The sequence below is a fragment of the Candidatus Poribacteria bacterium genome (assembly GCA_016866785.1).
GTDB lineage: Bacteria > Poribacteria > WGA-4E.
In genome coordinates, this window is record VGLH01000022.1 from 1 (window position 1) to 24,539 (window position 24,539).

General features: G+C 65.3%; 19 protein-coding genes and 1 tRNA gene. 10 read left to right on the forward strand and 10 right to left on the reverse strand.

Annotated elements, in window-relative coordinates:
• Nucleotides 1-418 precede the first annotated feature (418 nt).
• Nucleotides 419-1,186 (reverse strand): DUF3108 domain-containing protein, encoded by a 768-nt coding sequence (locus FJZ36_05085; GenBank protein ID MBM3214269.1) that lies wholly within the window; start codon nt 1,184-1,186, stop codon nt 419-421.
• A 122-nt stretch (nt 1,187-1,308) separates the two neighbouring features.
• Between FJZ36_05085 and FJZ36_05090 the strand changes: the two genes are divergently transcribed.
• Together FJZ36_05090 and FJZ36_05095 are read left to right on the forward strand one after the other, a co-directional pair.
• The gene (locus FJZ36_05090; protein ID MBM3214270.1) at nt 1,309-2,268 is read left to right on the forward strand and encodes a hypothetical protein; all 960 of its coding nucleotides are present in this window, start codon (nt 1,309-1,311) and stop codon (nt 2,266-2,268) included.
• 23 nt (nt 2,269-2,291) lie between these two features.
• Nucleotides 2,292-3,212 (forward strand): carbon-nitrogen hydrolase family protein, encoded by a 921-nt coding sequence (locus FJZ36_05095; protein MBM3214271.1) that lies wholly within the window; start codon nt 2,292-2,294, stop codon nt 3,210-3,212.
• Here the strand turns inward: FJZ36_05095 and FJZ36_05100 are convergent.
• Nucleotides 3,202-3,996 carry a class I SAM-dependent methyltransferase gene (locus FJZ36_05100; protein MBM3214272.1) on the reverse strand — a complete coding sequence of 265 codons (795 nt, stop codon included), beginning with the start codon at nt 3,994-3,996 and terminating at the stop codon, nt 3,202-3,204. The two genes, FJZ36_05095 and FJZ36_05100, sit on opposite strands and share 11 nt — an antisense overlap.
• Nucleotides 3,997-4,063: 67 nt before the next feature.
• The gene (locus FJZ36_05105) at nt 4,064-4,831 is read right to left on the reverse strand and encodes a TIM barrel protein (GenBank protein ID MBM3214273.1); all 768 of its coding nucleotides are present in this window, start codon (nt 4,829-4,831) and stop codon (nt 4,064-4,066) included.
• Between the two features lie 180 nt (nt 4,832-5,011).
• Between FJZ36_05105 and FJZ36_05110 the strand changes: the two genes are divergently transcribed.
• Nucleotides 5,012-5,809, forward strand: a complete 798-nt coding sequence (locus tag FJZ36_05110) for a hypothetical protein (GenBank protein MBM3214274.1) — start codon at nt 5,012-5,014, stop codon at nt 5,807-5,809.
• Here the strand turns inward: FJZ36_05110 and FJZ36_05115 are convergent.
• On the reverse strand, nt 5,806-6,756 hold the full coding sequence (locus FJZ36_05115; GenBank protein ID MBM3214275.1) for a hypothetical protein: 951 nt from the start codon (nt 6,754-6,756) through the stop codon (nt 5,806-5,808). The two genes, FJZ36_05110 and FJZ36_05115, sit on opposite strands and share 4 nt — an antisense overlap.
• Nucleotides 6,757-6,898: 142 nt before the next feature.
• Between FJZ36_05115 and FJZ36_05120 the strand changes: the two genes are divergently transcribed.
• Both FJZ36_05120 and FJZ36_05125 read left to right on the forward strand, forming a co-directional pair.
• The gene (locus FJZ36_05120; protein ID MBM3214276.1) at nt 6,899-7,912 is read left to right on the forward strand and encodes a tRNA-guanine transglycosylase; all 1,014 of its coding nucleotides are present in this window, start codon (nt 6,899-6,901) and stop codon (nt 7,910-7,912) included.
• A complete protein-coding gene (locus tag FJZ36_05125) occupies nt 7,873-8,778 on the forward strand; it encodes a hypothetical protein (protein ID MBM3214277.1) in 906 nt (301 codons plus the stop codon). The genes FJZ36_05120 and FJZ36_05125 overlap by 40 nt, the downstream gene beginning before the upstream one ends.
• 12 nt (nt 8,779-8,790) lie before the next feature.
• On the opposite strand, the gene FJZ36_05130 is transcribed toward FJZ36_05125, so the two are convergent.
• Nucleotides 8,791-15,060, reverse strand: a complete 6,270-nt coding sequence (locus tag FJZ36_05130; protein ID MBM3214278.1) for a hypothetical protein — start codon at nt 15,058-15,060, stop codon at nt 8,791-8,793.
• Complete coding sequence (lon, locus tag FJZ36_05135) at nt 15,060-17,573, reverse strand: endopeptidase La (protein ID MBM3214279.1); 2,514 nt, start codon at nt 17,571-17,573, stop codon at nt 15,060-15,062. The genes FJZ36_05130 and lon overlap by 1 nt, the downstream gene beginning before the upstream one ends.
• A gap of 357 nt (nt 17,574-17,930) precedes the next feature.
• Here lon and rplM point away from each other — a divergent pair, with 357 nt between their 5' ends.
• The 5 genes from rplM to FJZ36_05160 all read left to right on the forward strand — a co-directional run bounded on the left by rplM (nt 17,931) and on the right by FJZ36_05160 (nt 20,611).
• A complete protein-coding gene (gene rplM / locus FJZ36_05140) occupies nt 17,931-18,401 on the forward strand; it encodes a 50S ribosomal protein L13 (GenBank protein MBM3214280.1) in 471 nt (156 codons plus the stop codon).
• Between the two features lie 41 nt (nt 18,402-18,442).
• A complete protein-coding gene (gene rpsI / locus FJZ36_05145) occupies nt 18,443-18,832 on the forward strand; it encodes a 30S ribosomal protein S9 (GenBank protein ID MBM3214281.1) in 390 nt (129 codons plus the stop codon).
• Nucleotides 18,833-18,873: 41 nt separating this feature from the next.
• A complete protein-coding gene (locus FJZ36_05150) occupies nt 18,874-20,145 on the forward strand; it encodes an adenylosuccinate synthase (protein ID MBM3214282.1) in 1,272 nt (423 codons plus the stop codon).
• Nucleotides 20,146-20,181: 36 nt separating this feature from the next.
• Nucleotides 20,182-20,257: transfer RNA gene (locus FJZ36_05155), tRNA-Lys, on the forward strand.
• Nucleotides 20,258-20,290: 33 nt separating this feature from the next.
• Nucleotides 20,291-20,611 (forward strand): YggT family protein, encoded by a 321-nt coding sequence (locus tag FJZ36_05160; protein MBM3214283.1) that lies wholly within the window; start codon nt 20,291-20,293, stop codon nt 20,609-20,611.
• On the opposite strand, the gene FJZ36_05165 is transcribed toward FJZ36_05160, so the two are convergent.
• From FJZ36_05165 to FJZ36_05180, 4 genes are all read right to left on the reverse strand, one after another.
• Nucleotides 20,555-21,619, reverse strand: a complete 1,065-nt coding sequence (locus tag FJZ36_05165) for a glycoside hydrolase family 5 protein (protein MBM3214284.1) — start codon at nt 21,617-21,619, stop codon at nt 20,555-20,557. The genes FJZ36_05160 and FJZ36_05165 overlap by 57 nt on opposite strands.
• Nucleotides 21,620-21,639: 20 nt before the next feature.
• Nucleotides 21,640-22,539, reverse strand: coding sequence for a dihydrodipicolinate synthase family protein (locus tag FJZ36_05170; GenBank protein MBM3214285.1), 900 nt, complete (start codon nt 22,537-22,539; stop codon nt 21,640-21,642).
• A gap of 3 nt (nt 22,540-22,542) precedes the next feature.
• A complete protein-coding gene (locus FJZ36_05175; protein ID MBM3214286.1) occupies nt 22,543-23,700 on the reverse strand; it encodes an enolase in 1,158 nt (385 codons plus the stop codon).
• 115 nt (nt 23,701-23,815) lie between these two features.
• On the reverse strand, nt 23,816-24,373 hold the full coding sequence (locus FJZ36_05180; protein ID MBM3214287.1) for a transposase family protein: 558 nt from the start codon (nt 24,371-24,373) through the stop codon (nt 23,816-23,818).
• Between the last annotated feature and the right edge of the window lie 166 nt (nt 24,374-24,539).

Here is a 24,539-nt window from a genome sequence, read left to right on the forward strand (position 1 = left end):
TCGATTCGGGTGCGCTATGAGGTCAAACCGGAGAACTACTGCGGACTGGTGAAGCTCGCCTGCATCCTCATCTGGACGCGCATCTGGCATCGGCTCAAAGCCGCGTACGCGGATTGAGATAGACTCTCAAGCGTCCGTCGCAGAACCATCGGAGAGAGCGTCCGCAGGTTCCTATAGTTCAGGGGTGAGCCATACTCGCAAAGCTCGAGGATTCCCGCGCTTGGATTTCCACCGACCCGCGAGACGAACAGCCCGCCCACGACACTGATTCGGGTGCTCGTCCTGCCGAGAGTCCGGTACTCCATGCGACGCGCTCCTCTCGCGGAATCTGTACCAGAGTACCACGGATTGCCCGATGACGCACCGCCGTTGTTACCGGGAGAGCACCTGAGCAGAGGCGGCGTCGCGTCGACGGGACTCAGTAGCCATCCAGTTCCGCGGACAGGCGGAACCCCTTCGCGCTGTACTCCATTCGCGTCACCAGGGGCGGCGCGTCGCTGCGTGACAAGATGCGCAGACGCAACGGCGAGCCCTCGACGACGAGGTTGTCGGTGAGTAGGTCGGACTGGCGCGATTGGGAGCCGCCAGGCAGGCGCTCAAATCGTGTTTCCACGTCCCAGACGACTCCACCAGAAACCCGACGAGCGTCTGTGCGCGTCGCCTCGGCACGCCAGTAGATGCCTTTGGCGTCGAGGAGGAACCGGAGCCGGGGCTCCGACCCAAAATCATGCAGACGAATCCGGTATAGAGCGCTGAAGATCGTGTGCGTCTCGCCCGGCAGCGCTTGTCGCGTCGACCGGTCGGCTTCTGTCCGGCGGTAGTCCGCGGTCCGCTCGCGCTGGGCGTAGCGTATGTCCAGACGTTCCTGGAACTTCGCTTCGTCGATATCGGAGCGGTACGCGACCGGCAGACCGGTGCGCGTATCGATGTCCGTTTCGTACCGATTCGTCACTCGGTAGATGCGCGACGGAAGGGCCCTGGTGCGCGCCTCGACGCGCAGGCGCTGAATCGGAACGCCGTCGATGACAGTCGGGGGCGAGAGCGACATCGTCGCGTCGACGACGCCGATCCGCACCCAGCGCACCGTGTAGTGGAGCGTCTCTGTTTGCGGCAGACGCCATCCGGCGGCGGATGCCGTCGACAGGAGAAGCGCGAGAACAGCCGCCGCCAGCCGGTTCCTGAGCATGGTTCCATGGTACGCGCCCGGGCACTGTCCGGCAACCTCGGCGCGAGACGTCGCTTCCACGCGGCGGATGGATCGCGCATCATGTGCCCGCCAGGTGTTCTAGCACAGAAGGAGGCGAACCGGTGAGAAGTACAGCGCCTATCGTGCATATCGGGACGATCGGGGAGAGCGTTTGGCGAAGCGACGACGGCGGAGAGTCGTTCCGGCGCGTCGCGCAAGGAATGTGGTTCGAAAACAACGTGCGGTCGCTGGCTCATGTGCCGACCGGCAGCATGCTGGCTGGCACGGACAATGGGCTCTACCGGTCGTCAGACGGCATACGGTGGGAGCACGTGCCGTCGCCCATGGACGGCAAGCAGACGTGGAGCCTGGCGTTCAGCCCGCACGATCCGGCGATTGCCTTCGCTGGAACCTGCCCGAGCGCGCTTTACGTCTCGCGGGATGGCGGCAGCCAGTGGCAGGAATGCGCTGGCGACCCCATCGCGCAGTCGTGCTTCGGCGGCTCGATGGTGACGAGGACAACGTGCTTCGTGCCGCATCCGACTAAACCGCAGCTCGTCTTTGCCGGAATCGAGGTCGATGGACCCCGACGCTCGACGGACGGCGGGAACACGTGGCATCGCATCGGTCCCGACCCGCTGGCGACGGCGGATATTCACGACATCGCGTTCCTCGGCGATGGTACGCTCATCTGCGCGACGAACCACGAGATCTACCGAAGTCGCGACGACGGCGCCACGTGGGTTCCCTTGAACATCCGGGAGCATTTCCGCACGAACTACTGTCGCGGGCTCGCCGTCCCGCCGGAAGACTCTTCGACGCTGTATGTCGGCGTCGGCGATGCCCCGCCTGGAAGCACGGGGTCAATCTATCGCTCGCGCGACGCGGGCGATTCGTGGGAGCTGGTACCGATCCACGCGACCGCCAACAGCACGATCTGGGCGTTCGCCTCGCTGGGTCGGTGGATGTACGCTTATTCCGTTCTGGGGCAGGTGTACCGGAGCGCGGACGGCGGCGGAACCTGGGGCAAGCTCGAGCACGAGTTCGGCGAGATACGAGCGATGTGCTGTTCCGGCGGCTGATCAACGCGAAAGGCAGGGACGACATGGCGCGCTATGCGCGGATCACAACGATTTCGGTGGGAGGGTCCTCGGGCTCGACGGTGGCGGAGCGTGTGAACAACGCGGTCGAGCGCGCCGTGCGCATGATCGACCGCGCGGCAGCCGACCGCCCCGATCTGATCGTCTTGCCGGAGACCTTCACGGGTCTTGGGTGCAGCAGCGAGGACTGGTTCCGCACGGCGGAGCCCGCTCCGGGCCCGACCTTCGATCGGATCGCAGACCGCGCGCGCGTCCATGCGACCCACATCGTCTGCCCCATCGTCCGCAGAGACGGGAGCCGTACCCACAACTCGGCGATCCTGATCGACCGGAAGGGCGGCATCGCCGGCATCTACGACAAGATCCACCCGACCGTCAGCGAGTTGAGGGTCGGCATCACGCCGGGAACCGAAGCCCACGTGTTCGAGACGGACTTCGGACGCGTCGGATGCGCCATCTGCTTCGACCTCAACTTCCGAGACGTGATCGAAGGCTTGAGCGCCAACGGCGTCGAGCTCGTCTGCTTCCCGTCGATGTACCGCGGCGGGCTCCAGACCCGCATCTGGGCGTTCGACTTCGGCGTGTTCTTCGCGTCCGCGACGCCCGGAGAGGGAAGCGTCATCGTCGATCCGCTGGGAACCGTCGTCGAGCAATCGGACGCCTACGAGCCGATCATCTCGCTCCAGATCAACCTCGACTACGTCCGTTGCCACATCGATGAGAACTGCGCCAAGTGGGAGGCGATCAAGGCGAAGTACGGCGCGCAGGTCGAACTGGACATCCTGTCGCCGGAGGCGCAGTTCGTACTGACGTCGCACCACGCCAGCGTGACGGCGAGGGACATCGTCCGTGAGTTCGAGCTGGAACCGGTGGACGCGTACTTCGCCCGGTCGAACGAGCGGCGACGCGAGGCGCTCAGCCGGTAGCCACCTCGCAGACGACGAGCGTGGTTCCAGCGATGTGCCGCGCTCGCGACAGGCGAGGGTCGGAGCTCAGATCGTCCAGCGCGCGGGTGACGCCGAGCCAGTGCGCGTTCGCGTAGTCGTGCCAGACGACCATGCCGCCGAGAGCCACGAGTTCGAGCGCCTTCGCCGTATCGTTGCGGACGTAGTCCTCGTGGTGGGAGCCGTCGACGAACACGAAGTCGATGGAACCGGCATAGGGCGAAAAGTCGAAGATTGCCGAATCGCCGTAGAGCTGGACGATCTTCGTCCGTGTCGCCGTATCGACCTCGGTGAGCCGCGCGCCGACATGTGACTTGCGGGCGTAAGCCGCGTCGCCGGGCGCGAGGTCGCCGCTCGCATCCGCTCCAGGGGTGAGGTCGAGCGTGTAGACGACGGCGTCCGGCGGGCTGTTGCGCGCCAGGTTCGCGGTCGTACGTCCGTCGAATGTGCCGATCTCGAAGACCGCCCGTGGCTTGCGCGCGCGCACCAGGGCGCAGATGGCAGCGAGCTCGAGCGGCGCGATGTTGCCGTCGCGCGGAGTCGCCAGCACCATCGGCGCATCCAGCTCCGGAAACAGGCTCTCCAGCGTGGCGGTGGGCAGTCGCGGGGAGATGGACTCGCCGAGCAGGCGCTCCCAGCCGAAATGTCGCACGATGGCGTCCAGAAGGGCGCGAGAACGCCGGAATGCCAGTCCGAGCGTCAGACTCCACGCCGACAGCGCAAGCGCCATCGACCATCGCGCGCCGAAGCGGATGAGCCGGAACATGGACGCCTCGAACGCGAACGCCCTCCCAGGACCGGGAGGGCGTCTGTTGTCGTCGTGTCCGACGACGCTAAGCCGTGACGTTGCAGAGATCGTAGGCGGCGCGCATCGCGGCGAGCGGCTCGCCTTTGGGACCGAACTCGTGACCTACATACCCCGTGTAGCCGGATGCGGCAATCGCCTGCATGACGGGCGGGTAGTAGATCTCCTGCGTCTCGTCCATGTCTCGGCGACCCGGGTTCCCAGCCGTGTGGAAGTGCCCGATGTGGGCGATGCTGTCTCGGATCGTTCGGATGAGATCGCCTTCCATGATCTGCATGTGGTAGATGTCGTAGAGAAGCTTGACGCGCGGCGAGTCGACTGCCTTGCAGAGCTCGACGCCCCACGTTGTGTGGTCGCACTGGTAGTCCGGGTGATCGACCTTGCTGTTGAGCAGCTCGACGCAGATGTTCACGCCCTTAGCTTCCGCGAGCCCTTTGACCCGGTTGAGCCCTTCGGCGCAGATCGCCACGCCCTCGTCGTCTGGGGGCCCGTTGCGGTTCCCGCTGAACGCGATGAGCGACGGAATCGCGTTCGACGCCGCCACCTCGATGTTGCGCGAGAGCTCGTCCTCGATGCGGTCGTGGTTCGCGCGCTTGTTCAGCCCGTCGGTGAGGGTTCCGTGTCCGCCGATGATGGCGACGACCATGCCGGCGTCGCGAACCGCGCCCCAGTGCTCCTTGCCGAGCATTTCGACCGACTTGAAGCCGATCTTCGCCGCTTCTTTGATCACCTGCTCGGGCGTCGCATCGCCGCGCCGGAAGCATCCGAAGCAGATCGATTGGTTGACACCTGCCATGGTCCTTGCCCTTCCTCTTGAACCGCCTGCGTCGCCCGCCGTGGAACGAGCGGACGATATCAGAGCACTGCCGGGCGGTCAAGCTCGCGTTGCCGGACGGCTAGGCGAACACTATACTGCGCTCAAAGAGATTCGGTCGGTTCACGGAAGCTAGCTTACGCTTGGAGCGGAGGACTCACCATGAGGACGGGCATTCGCATCGCGTCGTTGGGTGTTCTCGCCCTGCTGATCGCGGGAAGCGCCTCGGTGGCGATGGACGCGTTCGCAGCGAACCCGAAGTACAACCGTGTCGCGCGTCGCGGAACTCCGAAGGTGGATGGCGCGTTGGACGACGCCGCCTGGAAGGGCGCCGACTGGCAGGAGATGGACGTCTTCGCGGGCGGCGCGAACCGACCCAAGGGCTTCGGAGCCAAGTCCGCAGTTCTCTGGGATGATAACTACCTCTATACCGCCATCGAAGTGGACGACGAGACGCACGCGGTGCCCAAAGCCGTCGTGCCCGACGCCGTGAACCTGTGGAAGGGCGACTCGCCCCAGCATCGGATGGACCTGGAGTACGACTCGTTCGACAACTCCCCGGACGACGTCGAGTGGGGCTATGCGCTCCAGGACAAGGCGGTGCTGCAGAACGCCTGGGCGAGTCCGGGCAACATCGAGTTCACTTCGATCAAGATCGTGCGGGAGGACGGAGCGAAGAAGACCTACTACGAGACCGCCGTCGTCATCACGATGCACAAGCCGAAGCAGAAGCTGACCGCGTACGTGAAGGAGAACCCTAAGGCGAAGATGGGCTACTCCGACATGGTGAACGCCAACGACGGCGCGGATCGTCTGGGATGGGTCGAATGGTCGTCGGGAATCGGCGCGGCGAAGGCGGCGTCGCAGTTCGGCACGCTGACGTTCGACTCGGCTCCGCAGGCGGTCGATCCGGCTGGCAAAGCGGCGACGACGTGGGCAGAGCTACGCGCTGCGTACTAGCCCGAAGGAAGCTGAGAGCGTCCCGAACCGGGGTTTCGGGGCGCGAGCGGCTTGAGGTTGGTCCAGTCGCAGCCGGAGCAGAACGCGTCCTTCGCGGACAGGTGGAAGAGCTTGCCGCCGCAGACGGGGCACTGCTCCGGCACATCGAGGCTTTTCTCGCTGCCGTTGGCAGGTGTCGCGGGCGGCGATGGTTCCGGGCGCGTCAGGAGCGAGCGACGGATGTCGGCGGGGAACGCGGGTCGAGGAATATCCATCGGCGAGCCGGAGTCGTCGCGGGTTGACGCGATGTCCCATCCCTGCACGGGCGGGAGCTTGGCGGCGATGGTGTTCGTGTGCGACGAGGGACGCAGTCCGAGCGTCAGCGATCTGAGATAGTGGATCGCCTCGTCCGCGCCGACGCGGATGCCGCCGTGACCCGCGCTGGTGCGCACGAAGTCGCTCATGTAGGCGCGGGCGGCTCGGGAATCCAGTTCGAAGCGCACGAACACCTTGAAGGAGTGGAGACGGACGCAGTAGGCGTCGTCTTCTGCGATCCGACGATCCGTCAGCAGGAACGCGCTGCTCGTCCCGAGCCGGACGACACCGGCATCCGAGCCGAGTGAATCCGCGAGGCGCTCCTGCTTCCGGGTCGAGAAGAGGAAGGCGTGATCGGTGTCGGGCATGTTGAGGAGCAGCCAATCGATCCCGGCTCCGAGCGCGTGCCGCGCCTGCAGCGCGATGAAGGCTTCGGCGGCGACGCCTCGCATGAGTCGTCGCAGGCGCTCCTGGTAGCCGACACGGTCCGCCCCGACGGACAAGTCGATACCACCGGGAACCGGCTCCTCGTGGACCAGCCGGCTGACGCGCGCGATATGCTGCCACGACATCGTGCCGCGCACGGAGCGCACATCGACCGTCGCGGACGTCTGATCCGTCGTCATGATCTCGTAGACGAGGCTGTCGAGCATTGCTGAGTCCGAGTTCGTGAGAGGCGTCGGGTCGTGCCCGTCGACGATCCCGCGTTGGTAACTACGCGCGACCCGACCTCACCGTTGCCACTCTCTTGGCGGCAAGGAGTGTGGCAAGGAGCGCGGTCGCTGTCCCGTAACGATCAGGTGTTCCACGTTGCCCACCGTCGCATCGAAGCGCGGGGTCGTATTCGAGACTCCGCTGTTTCTGCCCGTCTACCAGCACGGCAACGAGTTCATCTCTACAAACGAACTCGCAGGTGGGTTCGGCGTACGCGGACTCATCACGAATGCCTTCTTCCTCTACCGAGACCGGGCGCTCCGGGCGCGGGCGCTCGAACTGGGCGTCCACGCCCTGATCGGATTCGACGGGCTCGTCGTGACCGATTCCGGCGCATTCCAGGGGTTCACACGCCCTCTCCTGCTCGACAACCGCGTCATCGTTCGGTTCCAGGACGGCATCAGCGCCGATGTGGTCGCCCCGCTCGACTTGGTGACCTCCCCTGGGGAACCCCGGTCGGTCGCCAGCAAGAAACTGGACGCGACCCTGCGGCGGATCGAGCAAGCCATGGAAATCGCGCCGGACGCGACGGTCGCCGGCGTGCAGCAGGGAGGGCGGTTCCTCGACCTGCGCGAACGCTCGGTAACGGCGTTGGCTGCCATGGGATGCCGGTACGTCGCCCTCGGCAGCCTCGTCCCGTTCTTCACGAAGGGCCACGACCTGTCGTTCGCGCGCGCCGTGATCCAGCAGGCGCGTGGCATCCTGGGCGAGACGGTTCCCGTCCATCTGTTCGGCGCGGGAGACCCGGTCGAGCTGCCGTTCTACTCGCTGTGGGGCTGCGATGTGTTCGATTCGTCGTCCTACATCCACTACGCCCGCGACGGGTGGTACATGACGCGCGTGGGAGCTTTCCCCTCGGGCGGACTCCCAGCCGAGATCGCCTGCAAGTGCCCTCACTGCGATGCGATGGGCTCGGAGGCGGTCCACCAAGACGTCCGCGCCCTGGCGCAGCACAACCTGTGGACGATTCTCTCCGTACTGCGGCGCACCGCCGAGCTCCACCGGAGCGGCGAGCTTCCCAGCTACGTCGAAGACCTTGCTGAGGAACACGGACGATGGTTCCCAGAAAGCCGCCTGCCGGCGACATGGCGGTAGACGAACGGTTCGACGCGGTCGTGGAGCGGGAATCCGCCGCAATCTGCGACGCCTACCGCATCAGCGCGGAGCGGGCAGCGTCCATCGTGCGCGCATGCCTCGACACGAGGCTCGATCTTCGCCAACAGATCGCGTCGGCGGGCGACGAGTCATCCGTCCGGCGGACGGCTGCCTATCGAGCCTTCGTGAAGGCGGCAAGGCGCGCGGTCTACTATGCCCTCCGGCGTTACCGCGAAGACGACGAGGCGTTCGCGGCGCTCATCGACGCGCTGGCTGACGCAGAAGAGCGCGAGCCGCCGGCTTCGGTCGAAGCGCTTGCGACCGAGCTCCGCCGCCGGCACGTCTCGACGGCGGAACGGGAACCACACCTCGACGCGTTCCTCGCCCAGATCGACGAGGAGATGGACGCAGCCTGCACAGTTATCGACGTCGGGTGCGGATGCTTCCCGCTGTCACTGTCTCCGGGGTGGATGGCTCGAATCACGCGCTACGTCGCCATGGACCGCGACGCCGCGTGTATCCGCGCGTTGGAGGCGTATGCCCGGGCGACGGGCTGGTCGGGCTTGGAACCGCGTCGGGAGCGGATCGGCGAGCGCCCATGGTCCGACTTTCAGTGCTCCTTCGACATCGGGCTCCTGCTCAAGCTGGTGCCCGTCATGGCGCGGAGCGAGCCCGACCGGTTGGGCGACCTCGCCTCCGTGCCGGCAAGGCGTCTCATCGTCACCGCCAACTGCGGAGCCATGGCGCGACACACGTCGATCCGTGGGCGCGAGAAGCGTATTCTCGACCGGTTCGTGGAGCAATCGGGCAGAGCCGTGGTGCGATCCATCGAAGTTCCGACGGAGTTCGGGTACGTCCTCGAATAGCGCGTCAACCGGCTAACGCAGGATCGCCATCTTGCCGGTGCGGTCTTCCCTGCCGCCCTCCGACTCGACTCGCATGCGGAAAAAGTAGGTTCCGTTGGCGAGGCGTTTCCCGCCGGAGTCGCGCCCGTCCCAGTACGTCTCGTTGTATCCGCGTCTCGCGGATGCGCTCTCGATGATCCGCACGAGGCGTCCCGACACCGAGTAGATGCGGATCGAGACATCGTTGGCAGGCTGGTTCAGCGAGTAGGTGAAGTAGGTGTCGTCGCGTATCGGGTTCGGGGCGGGCAGAACGGTTCCGATAAGGCGAACCGGCTCATCGATGGTGAAGCGCACCGGCGTCTTGGGGTCGGGGCCCAACGAGGCGACGTTCGTGCTCGTATCCGCGATATCCACGTACAGGTCGTAAGAGCCGTTCGGCAGATCGGCTGGCAGCAGCACGCGCGCGCGATCCGGCTGCGTGCGGTCGAACTCGATGGCGAAGTCGGCGGCGGTGAATGGGATTCGCTCCTGTCCCGACGGAACCAGCGCGATGTTGAGCGTCGACAGGTCGAGCGCGTGGCTATCGGTCATCGAGATCGAGAACTGCTTGGGCGAGTAGTCGAGCACGTCGCCGTCATGGACGGGCCCGGCGGACGCGGCGAGCGCGAGCTTGGGCGGATCGAGGTCGGGATTCTCATCGACCGAGAAGACGAAATCGACGTACGGGTTCCCGTTGTCCGATGCGTGGAGCCCCGCCAAGTCCTTGACGGTGATGCGCAGGATGTACGTGCCGATGTAGAAGATCGGGCGGTACCGGAACGAAGTGGTCTCGATCGGGATCGGGTTGACGGTGATCTGGTCGCGAGGCACCGAGGTGAATGACGCCTCGTCCTGGCGACGCACCTCGATGGTGAACGAGTCGACGTCGACGCCGTTCTGGTCGCTCACGAGGCACGTGATCGTGGGTCGCGGCGGGATCACGGAGCCGACTTTGGGCGTCTCGTTGTTGACGAAGAGACGCACCGACGGGGCTCGACGGTCTCGGTCTTCGAGGAGCGAGAAGATGCCCGTCGTTCGGGTCGTCGAGCGGAGCGTGGGCACGAGCCCGACCCGCACTCGGAACACGTCCCCGAACCGGAACGGGCGCGATCCTTCGAGAACCGTGATGTTGAGACCGAGGTTGCTCAGCACGAAGAGCCGTCCGATCTCGCCGTTGTCGATGAGCTGACCGGATGCGTAACGCGCTACCTCGCCGCGCCCGTCGCGGACCTCGTACTGCCGATCTCCGGTGACGAATACGAGCCAGTCGCCGTATGGCGCGTTCTGCTTATCGACATTGCTCCGCAGCGCGATGGTCGCCGCACCGTCGCCGGCGTTGACGTCGCGCACGTTGACGCCGACCACGCCTTCGTCTCGACTGAGCTGCGTCTCGAAGGTGATCGTATCGCCGTACTCCGGAGCCGCCGGCACGAGCTCCGAGTCGCTGGATGTCGGAGCCGTCGTCACAACGAGTCGCCGCAGGGCGAGGGACGGCTCGGAGTAGGGCTGGTCGAGCTTGCCGCGCGCCCTCAACTGCTGGTACGACGATCCCCCGAACGGGCGGAAAAACATCATGTACTCTTGCGCGCTGACGAAGACGATTGTCCAGGCGCCGGTGGGCGTGCTCGTCGCATCGACCACCAGTTCCTTGATGCGCAAGCCGCGTTCCGCCGCGCGGTTGGGTTCCGCCGGAGCGGTATGCAAGACGGTCTGTCGCTGACCGGCGTCATCAACGACCACCTTCGATTCGAGCCGTTTCCACGCCTGAGGTCCCTCCAGCCACCGGTACGCGCTGATATGGGATATGACCTCATCGACCGTCCTCTTGTGCAGCGCGCGCTGGATCGAAGTCCAGTCGCCCTGGCTCGCGGGCAGAGCCAAGAGCTGAGCGACGCGCTCGACAATCGCCTGCTCGTCGAACGCCAGCTCCATCGGGATGTCGCGAAGGAACTCTTCGTCTCCCGACTGCATCCCGACTCGGAACGCAGTTTGACCCCGATTCGCGAGGCGCGGCAGCGCGACGCGACCGAATGGCGCCGACGGATTGTCCAGCCTCGGCGCGTTGGGAGGCGTCTCGAGCGCGATGGACAGCGCGGTGGCTGGGGCGGCATCTGCTGGCACGTGCATCACCAGCGTGCGGTCCCGGCTGAAGGCGTCTACATCCGTTGTGCCGACGAAGAAGTCGTTGACTTCAAAGGGCTTGGTCGTCCGGTTGTCCAGCAGCTCGCGGTCGCCAGGCTCGCGCACCTGTCCCATCTTGCCGTCGTCGTGAGGGTCCGTGGTCATCTCAGGGTCCACCCACACGGTGATGTCGTGGACTCCCGAAAGCAACGGCGACTGGAGCGGCAAGACGACCTCTGCGTATTCGAAGACGCCGGTTTCTGACGATGCCACCCACGCGCCCAGCCCGATGGACCCCTGAGACAGGACGGTCGCCTCGGGGTCGAGGATTCCGTCGCCGTTACGGTCGGCAGCGCTCGACACCAAGACGACTGGGACGGACACAGTCGGACGTTCGTCGCCGTGATTGGCGATGCGAACTCGGAACGCCCACTTGTCGAGCGCGCGGTCGAAGCCGTAGTAGAGCTGGGGGAACCCAGTCCGTCCGATCTGGGCGATTGCCAGATCGGGCCCGATGGGCATCTGGACGGAGACCGCGTCGGTGGTGATCTGTCGGCCGTTCGTGTCCGTCACCGTGATCGAGTAGCGGATGCGTCCTCCCGGGCCCGGAAGGGCGATGCGCTCCCGGTTCGTGTAGCGAAGACCGCCGACGTGCCCGAGTTCGAGGGTTCGGTTCTTGTAGTCCGTCGTGTTCCACCAATCGACGACGACGCTTCCGACTCCCGCCGCCCCCTGCGGGTTCGCCAGTTGGACCACGAGGGTCAGGTCGGTGTCCGCCAACGTCGGACGCACGGGGGCATGGGTGACGCTCAGAATCTTCGACTGGCGCACCGAGAACCGGATGCCGCCGATTGCAGACCGCGCTCCGGATCGCGCGTAGAGGCGGAGAACCCCTTCGCCCGGCATCGCGCCCGCCGGGACGGTGAACGCCGCGTCGCCGAACTCGCCGCCGACCACTGGTCGCTGCGCCTGGGCGAGCGGCAAGTCGTTCTCGGGAGATGCGTCGAAGTTGTTGGGCCAGGTGACTGTGAACGTCGCCTGACCGTCGAACGTCGATGCTTTCGCTCCGGTCGTGTCCTCGGCAACCGACCCCTGGCGGACGCGCACTTGCTCTCCCGGGTCGAGAGCGACGCTGTCCAGAACCAAGTCGGCGCGGAACCGGGGCCGCGGCAGCCGCGTCGCGGGATCGCCGAAGAGCGTGTACTGCTCCAGACCCGTCAAGCACTGGATCGACGTGTAGTCCTTGATGTTTCGGATCTTGGCGAGGGTCATGATGCCGCCGAGCGTCAGGTCCGTGCCGACCAGCAGAGCCGGGAACAGGAACCGGTCGAACTCGCGGTTGCAGATGGCAAACGTCAGTCGCGTCGCGCCGATGGTCGCGATGGCTCCGCGATTGGCTCCCATCATGAACTCCTCGCCCAGCGAGCGATCGCCGACGCGCTCCGGTTTGTCGAAGAAGTTCATCTCGCACGTCGTCGCGACGATGAGCGGCTGCCGGTTGTCGTTCACCATCGACGGCACGTCGCTGTAGCGCAGGATGTCCTCGTCCGCCCAGTTTCCTCGCCCGCCATGCCCCGAGTACTCGACGACGAGCGCGCCGTCCTGTACGGACTTACGGATTGTCTCTTTGGTGCGGAGCGAGCTCCCGATGACCTTGAGGAAGATCGGTTGCACGTCGAACGCTGGCGGGATGACGCCCTTGATGAGTTCTTCGCGGCTGTCCTGGAAGATGCGGTCGCCCGGATTGGTCGCGTCGTCATCGGCGATCTGGACGATCCGGCTCTGCCACGGACCCGCGACGGTGTTCGTCTCGAAGGCGATGATCTTGCTCACGATCTCCGAGAGCTCCGACGCTCGCTGGACGGGGATGCGCCCGATGAACATGTCGGGCAGCGCGTCGTCTCCGTGAACGGTGACGAACCGATGGTCCATCGACGTCTCGCCGTACGGGATGGACCAGGAGTGGAACGTCGGAACGAAGTTCTGGTACAGGTTCGGCGCCTGACCGATGTCCTGATAGAACGCCAGCTCGGCTCCTTTGTAGTCATAGTGTCCATCGCCGATGAGGACGACGTAGGTGGGCGGTGTTCCCCAGACCTGCAAGGCGTATCTCAGGAAGCTCTGGATAGCGATGGGCGTCGGAGTACCGTGTCCGAAATCGTTGTAGACGTCTTCGACGTTGACAACCTTGGTCCGCATGCCCTTCGATGCGCGGAACTTCGCCAGTTCCTGCGACCCCGCGATGAAGTCCGAATGGGCGATGATGAGGTAATCGGCGGCGTTCACCGGGCTGAGCAGACCGGCATCCGGAGCGACCCGCAGAGCATCGGGCCTGTAGAAGTCGGACCGAGCTGCAACGAAGAACTCGGCCGGTACGGCGTGGATGTCTTCGAACGTAACGCGCGTTCCGCCGTCGGGGTCCGGCTCCGTCGAAGGTTTGAGTACCCGCGTGACGAGGCCCGCGTCTCCGAGCTGGTAGACGGAGATGTCCGATCCCGAGACGCCGCGCACGTTGTACTGGACGGGACCGGGAGCGAGCTCCGGGAACACGACCGACGAGATGTGAATCCCACCGGGAGATGCCCGGAACTGCCGCCAGTAGTCGAGCTCGAACCAATCGAGCAGAATGTCGAACACGCCGGCCGAGTCGATAGTCTGGTTGCGATCGACACAGCGCATCGTGATGGCGGTCTCAGCAGCGACATAGTCCTGCGGGAACTCGATCTCGACGAAGCGGGGCAGGGGACCGTCCCACCGGGTCTCGCCAATCGCCTTCGCCCCGACGACGAACTCCATCACATGCGACTGCCTGCCGCTCAGATTGGTTCCGCCTTGCAGCGCAACGCGCAGGACCGCCAGCCGGGGGATGAAGTTCGCCTCTTGCGGAGCGCGCACGTCGAAACGCTTGTCGGATCGGCGGACGTCTCCGACACCGCCGGTGAAGCCCGTCCAGAAATAGTGATCGACGTTGTCGCCGCTGACATCCGGCAGATTGTCGTGGATGCGGTCCTGCTCGAACATCTCGGCAGCGCGGTAGGCGACGGGAATCTGTGGCGTGCGCGACCGAGGCTGCCCGTCGACATCGGTCGGTCGCCGTCCGGGTCGGTCGCCCCAGGTGATGAAGTACGCCGACGACCGCGTGTAGCGGTTCGGTCTGGGCGCTTGCCCGTAGAAGATGATCTCATCGCTCGGACCCAGCACGCCGTCGCCGTCGTCGATCACGTCAATCGACTGCTCGACGCCCCCGGCGAACATGCGGATCGTGGGCACGGACATGCCGCCAATCGCGACGCCGATGCGCTGAAGGTCGTTGCCTGTGACCCGATAGAGTCCGTTGCGGCTCACTTCGACGCGCACCCTCGCGTTCGGATCACCCGCCACCAGAGCAGGGGCGCTCGGAACCGACGGGATGCGCCGCCACCGGCCCGACTGGGCGTCGTTGACGAGAAGGTCGTGGTGCATCGCGTCGAACGCGTCGGCGCGCGGCGGCGTGCGAGTCGCGAACGAGGGAGCGGCGCGGGGGGACGCGAAGTCGATCCGAACCTGACACCGGCGTGTGACGCGTACTGCGGCTCCGTCTGAGCGCACGGCGCGGACCTCGACACGAGCGAGGTAGCGGTCGCGCGAGTAGCCGAGCACGAACACGTCGAGCAACGGTTCGCGTGTCGTGGGAACCGAGTGGCTCAGTTCCAATACGGGTTGGTCGGAACTCCGAGCGAGCTCTTCCGGACGAAGTGTCTCCGATTCCTCGCTGAGAAGGGCGATGGACGGAATCCCGTCGGGCGGCATGGCGATGATCGATGCGGCGACCGGCAACGAGGTCGCGTCGTGGGATTCCTCGCCGTCCGAGTGGTAGTGGTACACCGCGCCCGGAAAGGAGAGCGTCGCGTGACCGCTGGAATCGAGCCCGGTTCCCAACGGACCCAACTCGAACGCGAGCGTGAGCGATTGGTCGGAGGATGTGAGAACGCGAAAACTGTCTGAGGCGGCACGGGCTCCCCAGGAAGCCAGGAAGCCGAGCGAGACGAGCAGCGCGACAATGGCACGCCATGCACGCCGACCGGAGGAATGACGCCGCGCCCAAGACCGTAGTCGATGTCGCGAGCCACATTCCGAAAGCGGCGCGGGGTCGTGACTCAACATCAACGCGCGCTGGATGGGACCGAATCGTGAACCACGGGCGGGGAAACCGGAATCTCCGTGTCGTGTTCTGCCGGAGTCGTGTCCGGACTGATCGGATGGAAGCCGTCGCGGAACGCGATCTCCAGGACCGCATCCATGTGCTCGACGGGATGGATGGACATCGCGCGACGGACCGACGGTGGGAGCTCGTCCAGGTCCTTGGCGTTCTCGCCGGGGATGACAATCGTCCGGATCCCGGTGCGATGCGCCGCGAGGAGCTTCTCCTTGAGTCCGCCGATGGGCAGAACCCGACCCCGCAGCGTGATCTCGCCGGTCATGGCGACATCCTTGCGGACCGGCTTGCCCGTCAGCGCGGAGATCATCGCCGTGCAGAGGGTGATCCCGGCGGACGGGCCCTCCTTGGGCGTCGCCCCCTCCGGGACGTGGATGTGCATTTCCCAGTTGGTGAACTCGAAGTCGCTCAGTCCGAGGGCTGCGGCGCGCGTGCGGATGTAGCTGAACGCCGTCTGGGCGGACTCCTGCATCACGTCGCCGAGTTGACCGGTGAGCGTCAGTTTGAGCTTGCCGTCGCTCGGCATGAGCGATGTCTCGATCGAGATGACGTCTCCGCCGACCTGCGTGTAGACCAAGCCGGTCGCCACGCCGACGCTGTCCTGCTCCTCAGCCTTCGACGGCAGAAACTTGGGAGCACCGAGGAGCTGACGCAGCCCACGACTGGAGATGCGGACGGCTCGCCCGTTCCCTTTGGACGGTCGCTTGGCGTTGTTCTCCGTCGTCGCGACGATGCGACGCGCTACCTTGCGACAGACGTTGGTGATCTCGCGCTCCAGGTTGCGGACGCCAGCCTCGCGCGTGTAGAGCGTGATCATGTCGGTCACCGCGCCGTCGGTGAACCCGATCTGCTCGGAGGTCAACCCGTGGCTCTCGATCTGCTTGGGGATCAGGAACTGCCTGGCGATATTCCGCTTCTCGTACTCCGTGTAGCCGGGGATCTCGATGACCTCCATGCGGTCGCGGAGCGGCGGCGGGATCGCAGGCAGGACGTTCGCGGTCGTTAGGAACATCACGTTGGAGAGGTCGAACGCGACATCGAGGTAATGGTCGCGGAACGACGCGTTCTGTTCCGGGTCGAGGACTTCGAGCAGGGCGGCAGAGGGGTCGCCCCGGAAATCCATGCTCATCTTGTCGACTTCATCGAGCAGGAAGAGCGGGTTGCGCGAGCGGGCGTCCCGGATCCCCTGCATGATGCGTCCCGGCATGGAACCGATGTACGTGCGCCGATGACCGCGGATTTCCGCCTCATCGCGGACGCCGCCGAGCGACATGCGGACGAAGTTCCGTCCTGTGACTCGAGCGATGGAGCGCCCCAGGGACGTCTTGCCGACACCGGGGGGTCCGACGAAGCACAGGATCGGTCCTCGGATCTTGTCCACCAGCTTCAGAACCGCAAGATACTCGAGAATGCGTTCCTTGACCTTGTCGAGCCCGTAGTGGTCTTCATCCAGCATCTTCGCTGCGGCGTCGACGTCGATCTGCGTCTCGGTCGATTCCGCCCACGGCAACGCGAGGAGCCAGTCCACGTAGCTGCGAATGACGCCGGCTTCGGCGGACATCGGAGGCATCTGGTCGAGTCGATCCACCTCCTTCAACGCCTTCTCTTGGGCTTCCTCCGACATGCCGGCTGACTTGACGCGCTCGCGGAGCTCTTCGGTATCGCTCCCGTCACCGCCTCGTCCGAGTTCCTTCTGGATCGCCTTGAGCTTCTCGCTCAGGTAGTACTCGCGCTGGGTGCGCTGGACCTGCGTCTTGACTTGGTCTTCCAGCTTCTCCTCGATATCGATCACATCGAGAAGGTCCTTGATCATGCCCTGAACCAGCTCGAGGCGCGCGCGCGGCTCGATGACGTCGAGGACCTGCTGCAACTGCTCGTGCGTGAAGTTGAGGTTCTTGGGGTCCTTCTGTCCGCCGTAGTGCGCGACGAGGTCCGCTAACTGACCCGGGCGCGTTTCGTTGACCAGAAGGGCTTGGTCCTCGGTCGGGATATGTCGTTTGGTGCGGGCGTAGTACTTCTCGAGCGTGGACAGCAGCGATCGCATGAGAGCTTCGACATCCTCGCCCTCGACCACAGGTTCCTTTATCACACGGACGCGGGCGACCAGCAGGTCTTCCTCGAACTCCAGCCCGAGGACGATGGCGCGCGCATAGCTTTCGACAATGATCTTGATTTCGCCGTTCTTGGTCTCAAGGGACTCAAGCACGGTGGCAACGGATCCGACTTCGAAAAAGTCGTTAACGGACGGGTCCTCGTCGGCACTTCGCTGAGTGAGCAGCAGAACCTCGCCGTCGCCCTCGATCGCCCTGCGGACAGCGTTGATGCTCTGCTTTCGCGCCGCCCAAAGGGGCGGTTTGGACGGTATTCCGAGAGGCAGGATCACGCGCTCGCGCAAACCCAACACGGGAAGGCTCCGGATGGCTCCCGTAGAGCCCGTGCTCTGTCGGCGTCTGCGTCTCATGGGTAGCGCCCTCACAGTCGAAGTATCTCAGCCTGTCCAGCTTGACTTGGTAGAACCGTTCGCGCGCTGTGCCTCACCGGCGGGGAGTCGCTCCGTATCCGGTCGCGCCCAAACGCATTGCCTCCATGTTACCGCGCGACCGGAGTCGAGACAACCTGCGCGCGGTCACGCGTTTGGCGCGATTTGGCAGTCGTGGACAACATCGCCCATTGAGTGGGCCGTCGCGTGCCCCGGTGTGCAACGCGCGATCCCGCCGATCCGCTTGACCCGCCATTTCTCGGGTGTTAGCATTGGCTCTTGCGTGAGTATCCGTATGTCTGCAATCCGATATCGAACGACCGGAAGAAGCTGAGGGCGATGCTGAACGACCAGTTTGCGGAGAAAGATGGCGGCTACCGCCGGCGACGGTCGCACGTGGCGACGGCGTCGTCCGAGTGGGTCGTCGTCGATGCGGCGGGCAAGACGTTGGGCCGTCTGGCGTCGCAGGTCGCGGCGATCCTACGCGGCAAGCACAAGCCGACCTTCACGCCCAATGTCAACATGGGCGACAACGTGATCGTGATCAACGCGGAGCGTATCCGAATCACCGGGCGGAAACGCGAGCAGAAGCTGTACCGCCGTCATACGTCCTACATGGGCGGGCTGCGCAGCGTGATGCTCGATGAGATGCTGGAACGAGACCCGGCAGATGTCGTGCGCCGGGCGATCGTCGGCATGCTGCCCCACACGAGCCTCGGAGACGACATGCGCACCCGCATCCGCGTCTACGCGGGCTCGCAGCATCCGCACGAGGCGCAGACGCCGCGCACGGTCGAGGTCGGCGAGTAGGTCTGCTACGCTGCGCATGAGATTTCAGGAGTGAGCACCGAATGGCGGATTACACTTGGGGAACCGGGCGACGGAAGACGGCAACCGCGCGCGTGCGCATCCGGCCTGGCGCTGGTGCCTTCGTCGTCAACGGGCGCGAGATCGACAACTACTTCGCGCGGCCAGTACACCGAATGCTGGCGCAGGAGCCGCTCCGCACGATCGCGGGCGCGGCGCAGTTCGACGTCTTCGTGAATGTGAAGGGCGGCGGAGACTCGGGTCAGGCTGGAGCGATCCAGCACGGTCTGGCTCGCGCGCTGGAGTCCTACAACCACGACTGGCGTCCGGCGCTTAAGTCGAACGGCTTCCTGACGCGAGACGCGCGCATGGTCGAGCGTAAGAAGCCCGGACGTCCCGGCGCCCGCAAGCGGTTCCAGTTCTCCAAGCGCTAGGCGGTTCCTGCCGTTCGACGCGCCCTGCCCTGGATGGCATCATGCGGAACACCTTTGTCGTCGGCAGTCAGTGGGGCGACGAGAGCAAGGGCAAGTTCGTCGATATCCTCGACGAACACGCCGATGTCGTCGCTCGGGGTCAGGGCGGTCCCAACGCGGGACACACGGTCGTCGTGGATGGTGAGACGTTCAAGTTCCACCTTCTGCCGTCCGGCGTTGTGCGCCCCAACCTGCTGAACGTCGTCGGCAACGGCGTCGTGATCGCGTGCGAGAAGCTCCTGGAGGAGATCGACACGCACGTCGCGCGGGGCTATGCGATCGGCGACAACCTCATCATCAGCGACCGCGCCCATCTCATTCTGCCGTACCACCTCTGGGCGGACGCGCTGAACGAAGAGAACCAGAAGTCGCGCCTCGGAACGACCCGTCGCGGCGTCGGGCCTGCCTACGCAGACAAGGCGCGACGCGTGACTGGCGTCCGCATGTGCGACCTGATGGACTTCGACGCCTTCCAGAAGAAAGTCTTGCAGAGCCTGTCGTATCATGCCGCGAGCATGGCTGCCGCTGGCGAGACGTTCGACGCGGACGCGTTCTTCGAGCGGTACCGCGGCTACGCCGACCGCCTGCGGCCTCACGTGACGGACACGTCGCGCGTTCTGCACGAGGCGCGTCAGACCGGCAAGGTGATCGTGTTCGAAGGAGCCCAGGGCACGCTGCTGGACGTCGACTTCGGCAGCTATCCGTTCGTCACGTCCTCGAACACGACGGTCGGCGGCGTCTGCGCAGGGCTGGGCGTGCCGGCGCAAGCCATCGACGACGTGCTCGCCGTCGTCAAGGCGTACACGACGCGCGTTGGCGAGGGCCCGTTCCCGACGGAGATGGACGCTGAGGCCGGCGAAGCGGTTCGCCGGGCAGGCAACGAGTACGGCACGACGACCGGTCGTCCGCGCCGATGCGGATGGCTCGATATCGTCGGGTTGCGGTTCGCGTCGCGTCTCAACGGATTCACGCAGCTCGCCATCGCCAAGCTAGATGTGTTGGACGGCGTCGAGACGCTTCGGATCGGCGTCGGTTACGAGTGCCGTGGCAGGCGCGTCGATGACTTCCCGGCGTCTCTTGCCGAGCTGCAGGAGTGCCGCCCGATCTACGAGGAACACGCAGGCTGGCTGTCGGACACGACGAAGTGCCGCAAGCCCGAAGACCTGCCGGCGAACGCTCGGAGCTACATCGCGCGGATCGAGGAGTTGCTCGAAGCTCCCGTGACGATGGCGTCAGTCGGGCCCGCCCGCCACGAGACTATCTTCATGAAATGACGCCGCGCCTCCGCGCGGTTGTCGCCCTGCCGGTATGACCCGTTAGCTCAGTCGGAAGAGCATCTGACTTTTAATCAGGTGGTCCTGGGTTCGAGTCCCAGACGGGTCACCATCCCCGCTTCGGCCGTTGTCGGCCGTGTCTACCTTGACAGTCTCCAGCCTCGCCGGTATGCTGGGATCGATGGATATAGAAGCGGTTCTCCCGATCTTCCGACTGGTCCGGCTCGCGGTTCAGGCATATCAGGGCCTCATCATCGCCAGCGTGCTCCTCTCGTGGTTTACGCTAGGCGGCAGCGGTCATCCGAGCATCTACCGCGCACAGGAGTTCCTCCACCGGGTCACCGACCCCTTCATGGCTCCCATCCGGCAAGTGCTGATGCCGCTGACGATGCGCATCGGGCTGGACGTCTCACCGATCATCGCGCTCTTCTTCCTGAGCTTCATCATCAACTGGCTGCCGGGCTGAACCCGCGCGCCGTCCGCACGGGGACGCGACCGCGCGGAACGTCTCGATCTCCGCCGGATCGTAGGGCTCGCCGTTCGCCCGCAACAGGTCGTGGAACCAGACGTCCGGTTCCGGCGCTCCTTGGGGGGAACCCCACGGGAAGTGCGTTTGGATGCGCCCGTTCACCAGTCCCCAGCAGAAGCAGCCCACCTTCTCCCGACGGAACACCGGCAGATGCGTCGCGACGTGGCTCCCTCCCGTGCGGCGAAGCCACTCGGTGTTGATGATCGGCCGGCCGTGCTCTCTGAGCACTCCGATGTGCGCTTCGACCGCGTTCAGGTCGCCGTAGTTGTGGAACGTGACGACGTCTGAGAGCTCCAGCGACGCCCGGTTCAGGTTGGGCAGGGCGTCCGTCCAGACGCCGACGGACAGTGGTTGCGACGGCGATGCGCTTCTCGCCCACTGGAACGACGCTTGGACCAAGGGCAGGCTCGTGTCGCCCATGCGTTCGTTGCCAGGCTCGTTGTAGAGGTCCCACAGCAGGATGCGCTCGTCGTCGGCGAAGGCTCCGACGAGCTCCGCCACATAGGCTTCGAGCCGGTCCCACGCCGACCGATCCGCGATGCGGTCGTGACCCGGGCTGGGCGTCCAGCCGCTGTTGTGGACGCCGGGCACCGGCTCGTCCTGCCGACCGAGATAGGGCTGCTTTCCGGCGAACGCGCAGTCATCGAAGAGCACGGGCATCGTCGCGATGCCGTGACGGCCGGCGATCGACAAGAACTCTCCAAGGCGTTTGGACATGCCCGCTGGGTCGTCGTCCCAGACGACGTACTGGATGAACACGCGGCAGGCGTTCATCCCGAAAGATGCTGTCCAACCGAGCTCGCGGTCGATCGTCTCCGGGTCGAAAGCCTCCTGCTGCCACATCTCCGTCGAGTTCACGGCGACGCTCGGGACGTAGTTGAACCCACAGATCCAGTCCCGGTCGCGGTACCACGCCGCCGCCCGATCCGCCGACCATCTCTCCATCAAGTTGCCTCCCTGCCGTGCTAGACGGTAAAGAGCGGCGACACGTCGGCGAGGATCGCGTCGAGCTCCCGGTGGTCCTCCTCGTCGAGCGGGATCGAACCGGGCATGCGCATCCCGGCAGAGGAAATGACGCCCCTCCGCACGAGGACCTCCTTGCACACGGGCAGCCCCAGGATGAGGACGAGGTTCAGCAAGGGGAGCAGGCTGTTGAACAGCCTCCGCGCCTCCGCCTCGTCGCCGGACATGTAGGCGTTCCATATGCGAACGTGGACGTCCACCGCCTCGACGGCGGGCATGAACCCGACCGCGCCTCGGCGAAGCTCCGAGAGCATCCAGCGGTTGTGCGCGCCGCCAAACACGCCGGAGCACGCCGCGCCGACCGACTGCACGAGCGCCCCGATGTTGTGGGCGCTGGGGTGCATCTCCTCCTTGACGTAGCGGATGTTCTCAACCGACGCAAGCAGCTCGGAGATGAGCCCGACATCCATCGTCGCGTGCGAGTGCTGGATGAACACCGGAAGCCGCGATGCCTCGGCGATGCCTTCGTAGTAAGCGCGGAACTCATCGCGGGGCTTGTCGGTGCGCGTCTCGGGCGGGAGCGCGATGACGGCGTCCGCGCTGGCGTCGGCGGCGTGACGCGCGTGCTCGACCGCCTCTTCGCGGTTCGTCGCTGCCACGCCCGCGACGACGGTGATCCTTCTCGCCGCCGCTCCGACGACCACTTCGACGAGCCGACATCTTTCATCGCGCGTCAGGTACTGGTACTCGCTGCCGAGCACGGGGAACACGACGCCATGCGCTCCGGCGCGGACGCAGAAGTCCACTTCGCGGGCGAGGCTCGCTTCGTCCAACGCGCCGTCGGCGTCCAGCGGCGTCTGGAGAACCGGGAAGATGCCTCGGAAAGGCTCTTGGGGGTTCATGGGCTACTCCACGACGCGGTTGTCGTTGATGTAGTCCCAGACGATGCGGTACCCCATGCCCGGCTCCTGCGGCACGGCCACGTAGCCGTCGGCGTCCATCGGGTCGCAGATCGCCTCGAGATAGGGCGGCGGCGTCTCCGTGTCAACGCCGGGAGCGAGCAGGCCGCGCTCGTAGTACTCGCAGGTGTCCTCGCTCGTCGCGCCGAGAATCTGGAGGTTCCCGAAGCCGCTCATGTGGATCTCGCACTTGACGCCGTAAGCCTCGCAGATGGAGACCATCTTCTTGACGCCCGTGATGCCGCCGCGCAGGACGTCGATGCGGCTCATGTCGGACGCGCGCCGACGGATCCAGTCCGCCCGCGTGTAGACGCTCCCGGCGGCGATCTCCGGCGATAGGATGGGGATGTCGAGCTCCGCCGTGAGCTTCTCGTAGGCGGCGACGCGGTACTCCGACATGGGGTGCTCGTACCAGTAGAAGTCGAGCCGTTCGAGCTCGCGCCCGACGCGGTAGGCTTCCTCGTAAGTGCGGTAGGTTCCCCACGGGTCGAAGCTCAGCACCATGTCGGAACCGACGCGCGCCCGGACCGCTCGGCAGACCTCGATATCCTGCTCGATATGCGATGGCCGCCCTGGGTCGGGAACCCGCTTCACGGGGTCCCAGAAGTAGTAGGGGTGAATCTTGTAGTGGGTGTACCCTTGCGCCCGGCACGCGGCGGCGTGTTCCGCGTAGTCTTCGGGGGAACCCATGTTGGGGTACGTGCTGGCGTAGGCTTTGACGCGGTCGCGGCATCCGCCGAGGAGCTTGTGGATCGGCACGCCGAACGCGCGCCCCTGCAAGTCCCAGAGAACCATGTCGAGCAGGCTGATGAGGTTCTCATCGACGTTGGCGACCCAGAGCCAGTGCCAGAACCGCTCGCGGTCGAAAGGGTCCTGACCCAGGATCATGTGCTTGAGGCGGCCGCGAACGGCTCCGCGCTGCTCCGGCGAGAGCCCGTCGAGGTCGCCGTGACCGCTCCCGCCGAAGTAGTAGCCTTCGGCTCCTTCGTCGGTGATGACCTTCGTCAGCGTCTGAACGGTCGTCGCGTCGGGATAGGCTCGCCCGTTGCCGAACACAGGTCGCGGCGTGCGGAACGGAATCACTTGGAGATCGACGACTTTCATCGGATACCTCGATTCGGTGGGGTTGGCTTGGCGATCAGCACGGGAATCGCCACGTCGGCGATACTAGCACGGAACGCGCCTCGCCCGTGACGGCGAGTCAGGCGGCTGCTGACGCTCAGAAGATCAGGTGCGCCTCCCGATCCCAATCGCGGGCGAGCTCAGGATCATCGGCGCGGCGAAGCAGGCTGTAGTCGATGTACGGGTACTTGAGCGCGTGACCGACATCGACGCTGTGGTCGCCGCGCTTCTCCCAGTAGACTGCCTGCACGGGCTGCAGATCGCTCGGCCGGTGGTCGGGAATGGGCCGCGAGTCCGGGTCGGGCCCGCGCTGCGTCACCGTGACGTACTTCAGGAACGCGGTGCGGCACGATTCCGCCCACTCACTCAGTCGCGCTTCCAACGCTTGGACATCCAACCGACGCAGCAGTCGGCTCAACCAGCCCTTGCAGGGAACGCGATCCTGGGTGAATCCCAACAATTCCAACAACTCAGTGCCGTAGTGAACTGTCCATTCCGACATCGCCGAATAAGAATAAGACGTGTAGCCGCACAGCGCCGCGACGCACATCATCAGAAGAAGAATGGCCCCCAGCGGATGGCGCTTGCCCTGTGGATGGTGCGGGTCGTCCACTTGTGCGTAGATGGCTCGTAGGGGAGCCCAATCGGGCCGCATGACTCCTGTCTCCTCTCCGATGAACCAACAGGATCATAGACCCAACTCCCCTCCCACCGAAAACGGAACAGCCCTTACCAGAGCGGCACGCCTCTTGATCGCCCAGGTTGGGGTGGTAGAATCGTCCGCGTCCGAGCCCCAGCGTCCCGACTCACTCCACGCGAAA

Coding starts and splice junctions, on each gene's coding strand:
- FJZ36_05085 (MBM3214269.1), bottom strand. CDS start 1,186: ATGCTCAGGAACCGGCTGGCGGCGGCTGTTCTCGCGCTTCTCCTGTCG.
- FJZ36_05095 (MBM3214271.1), top strand. CDS start 2,292: ATGGCGCGCTATGCGCGGATCACAACGATTTCGGTGGGAGGGTCCTCG.
- FJZ36_05100 (MBM3214272.1), bottom strand. CDS start 3,996: ATGTTCCGGCTCATCCGCTTCGGCGCGCGATGGTCGATGGCGCTTGCG.
- FJZ36_05105 (MBM3214273.1), bottom strand. CDS start 4,831: ATGGCAGGTGTCAACCAATCGATCTGCTTCGGATGCTTCCGGCGCGGC.
- FJZ36_05110 (MBM3214274.1), top strand. CDS start 5,012: ATGAGGACGGGCATTCGCATCGCGTCGTTGGGTGTTCTCGCCCTGCTG.
- FJZ36_05115 (MBM3214275.1), bottom strand. CDS start 6,756: ATGCTCGACAGCCTCGTCTACGAGATCATGACGACGGATCAGACGTCC.
- FJZ36_05125 (MBM3214277.1), top strand. CDS start 7,873: ATGGTTCCCAGAAAGCCGCCTGCCGGCGACATGGCGGTAGACGAACGG.
- FJZ36_05130 (MBM3214278.1), bottom strand. CDS start 15,060: ATGTTGAGTCACGACCCCGCGCCGCTTTCGGAATGTGGCTCGCGACAT.
- lon (MBM3214279.1), bottom strand. CDS start 17,573: ATGAGACGCAGACGCCGACAGAGCACGGGCTCTACGGGAGCCATCCGG.
- rplM (MBM3214280.1), top strand. CDS start 17,931: ATGCTGAACGACCAGTTTGCGGAGAAAGATGGCGGCTACCGCCGGCGA.
- rpsI (MBM3214281.1), top strand. CDS start 18,443: ATGGCGGATTACACTTGGGGAACCGGGCGACGGAAGACGGCAACCGCG.
- FJZ36_05150 (MBM3214282.1), top strand. CDS start 18,874: ATGCGGAACACCTTTGTCGTCGGCAGTCAGTGGGGCGACGAGAGCAAG.
- FJZ36_05165 (MBM3214284.1), bottom strand. CDS start 21,619: ATGGAGAGATGGTCGGCGGATCGGGCGGCGGCGTGGTACCGCGACCGG.
- FJZ36_05170 (MBM3214285.1), bottom strand. CDS start 22,539: ATGAACCCCCAAGAGCCTTTCCGAGGCATCTTCCCGGTTCTCCAGACG.
- FJZ36_05175 (MBM3214286.1), bottom strand. CDS start 23,700: ATGAAAGTCGTCGATCTCCAAGTGATTCCGTTCCGCACGCCGCGACCT.
- FJZ36_05180 (MBM3214287.1), bottom strand. CDS start 24,373: ATGCGGCCCGATTGGGCTCCCCTACGAGCCATCTACGCACAAGTGGAC.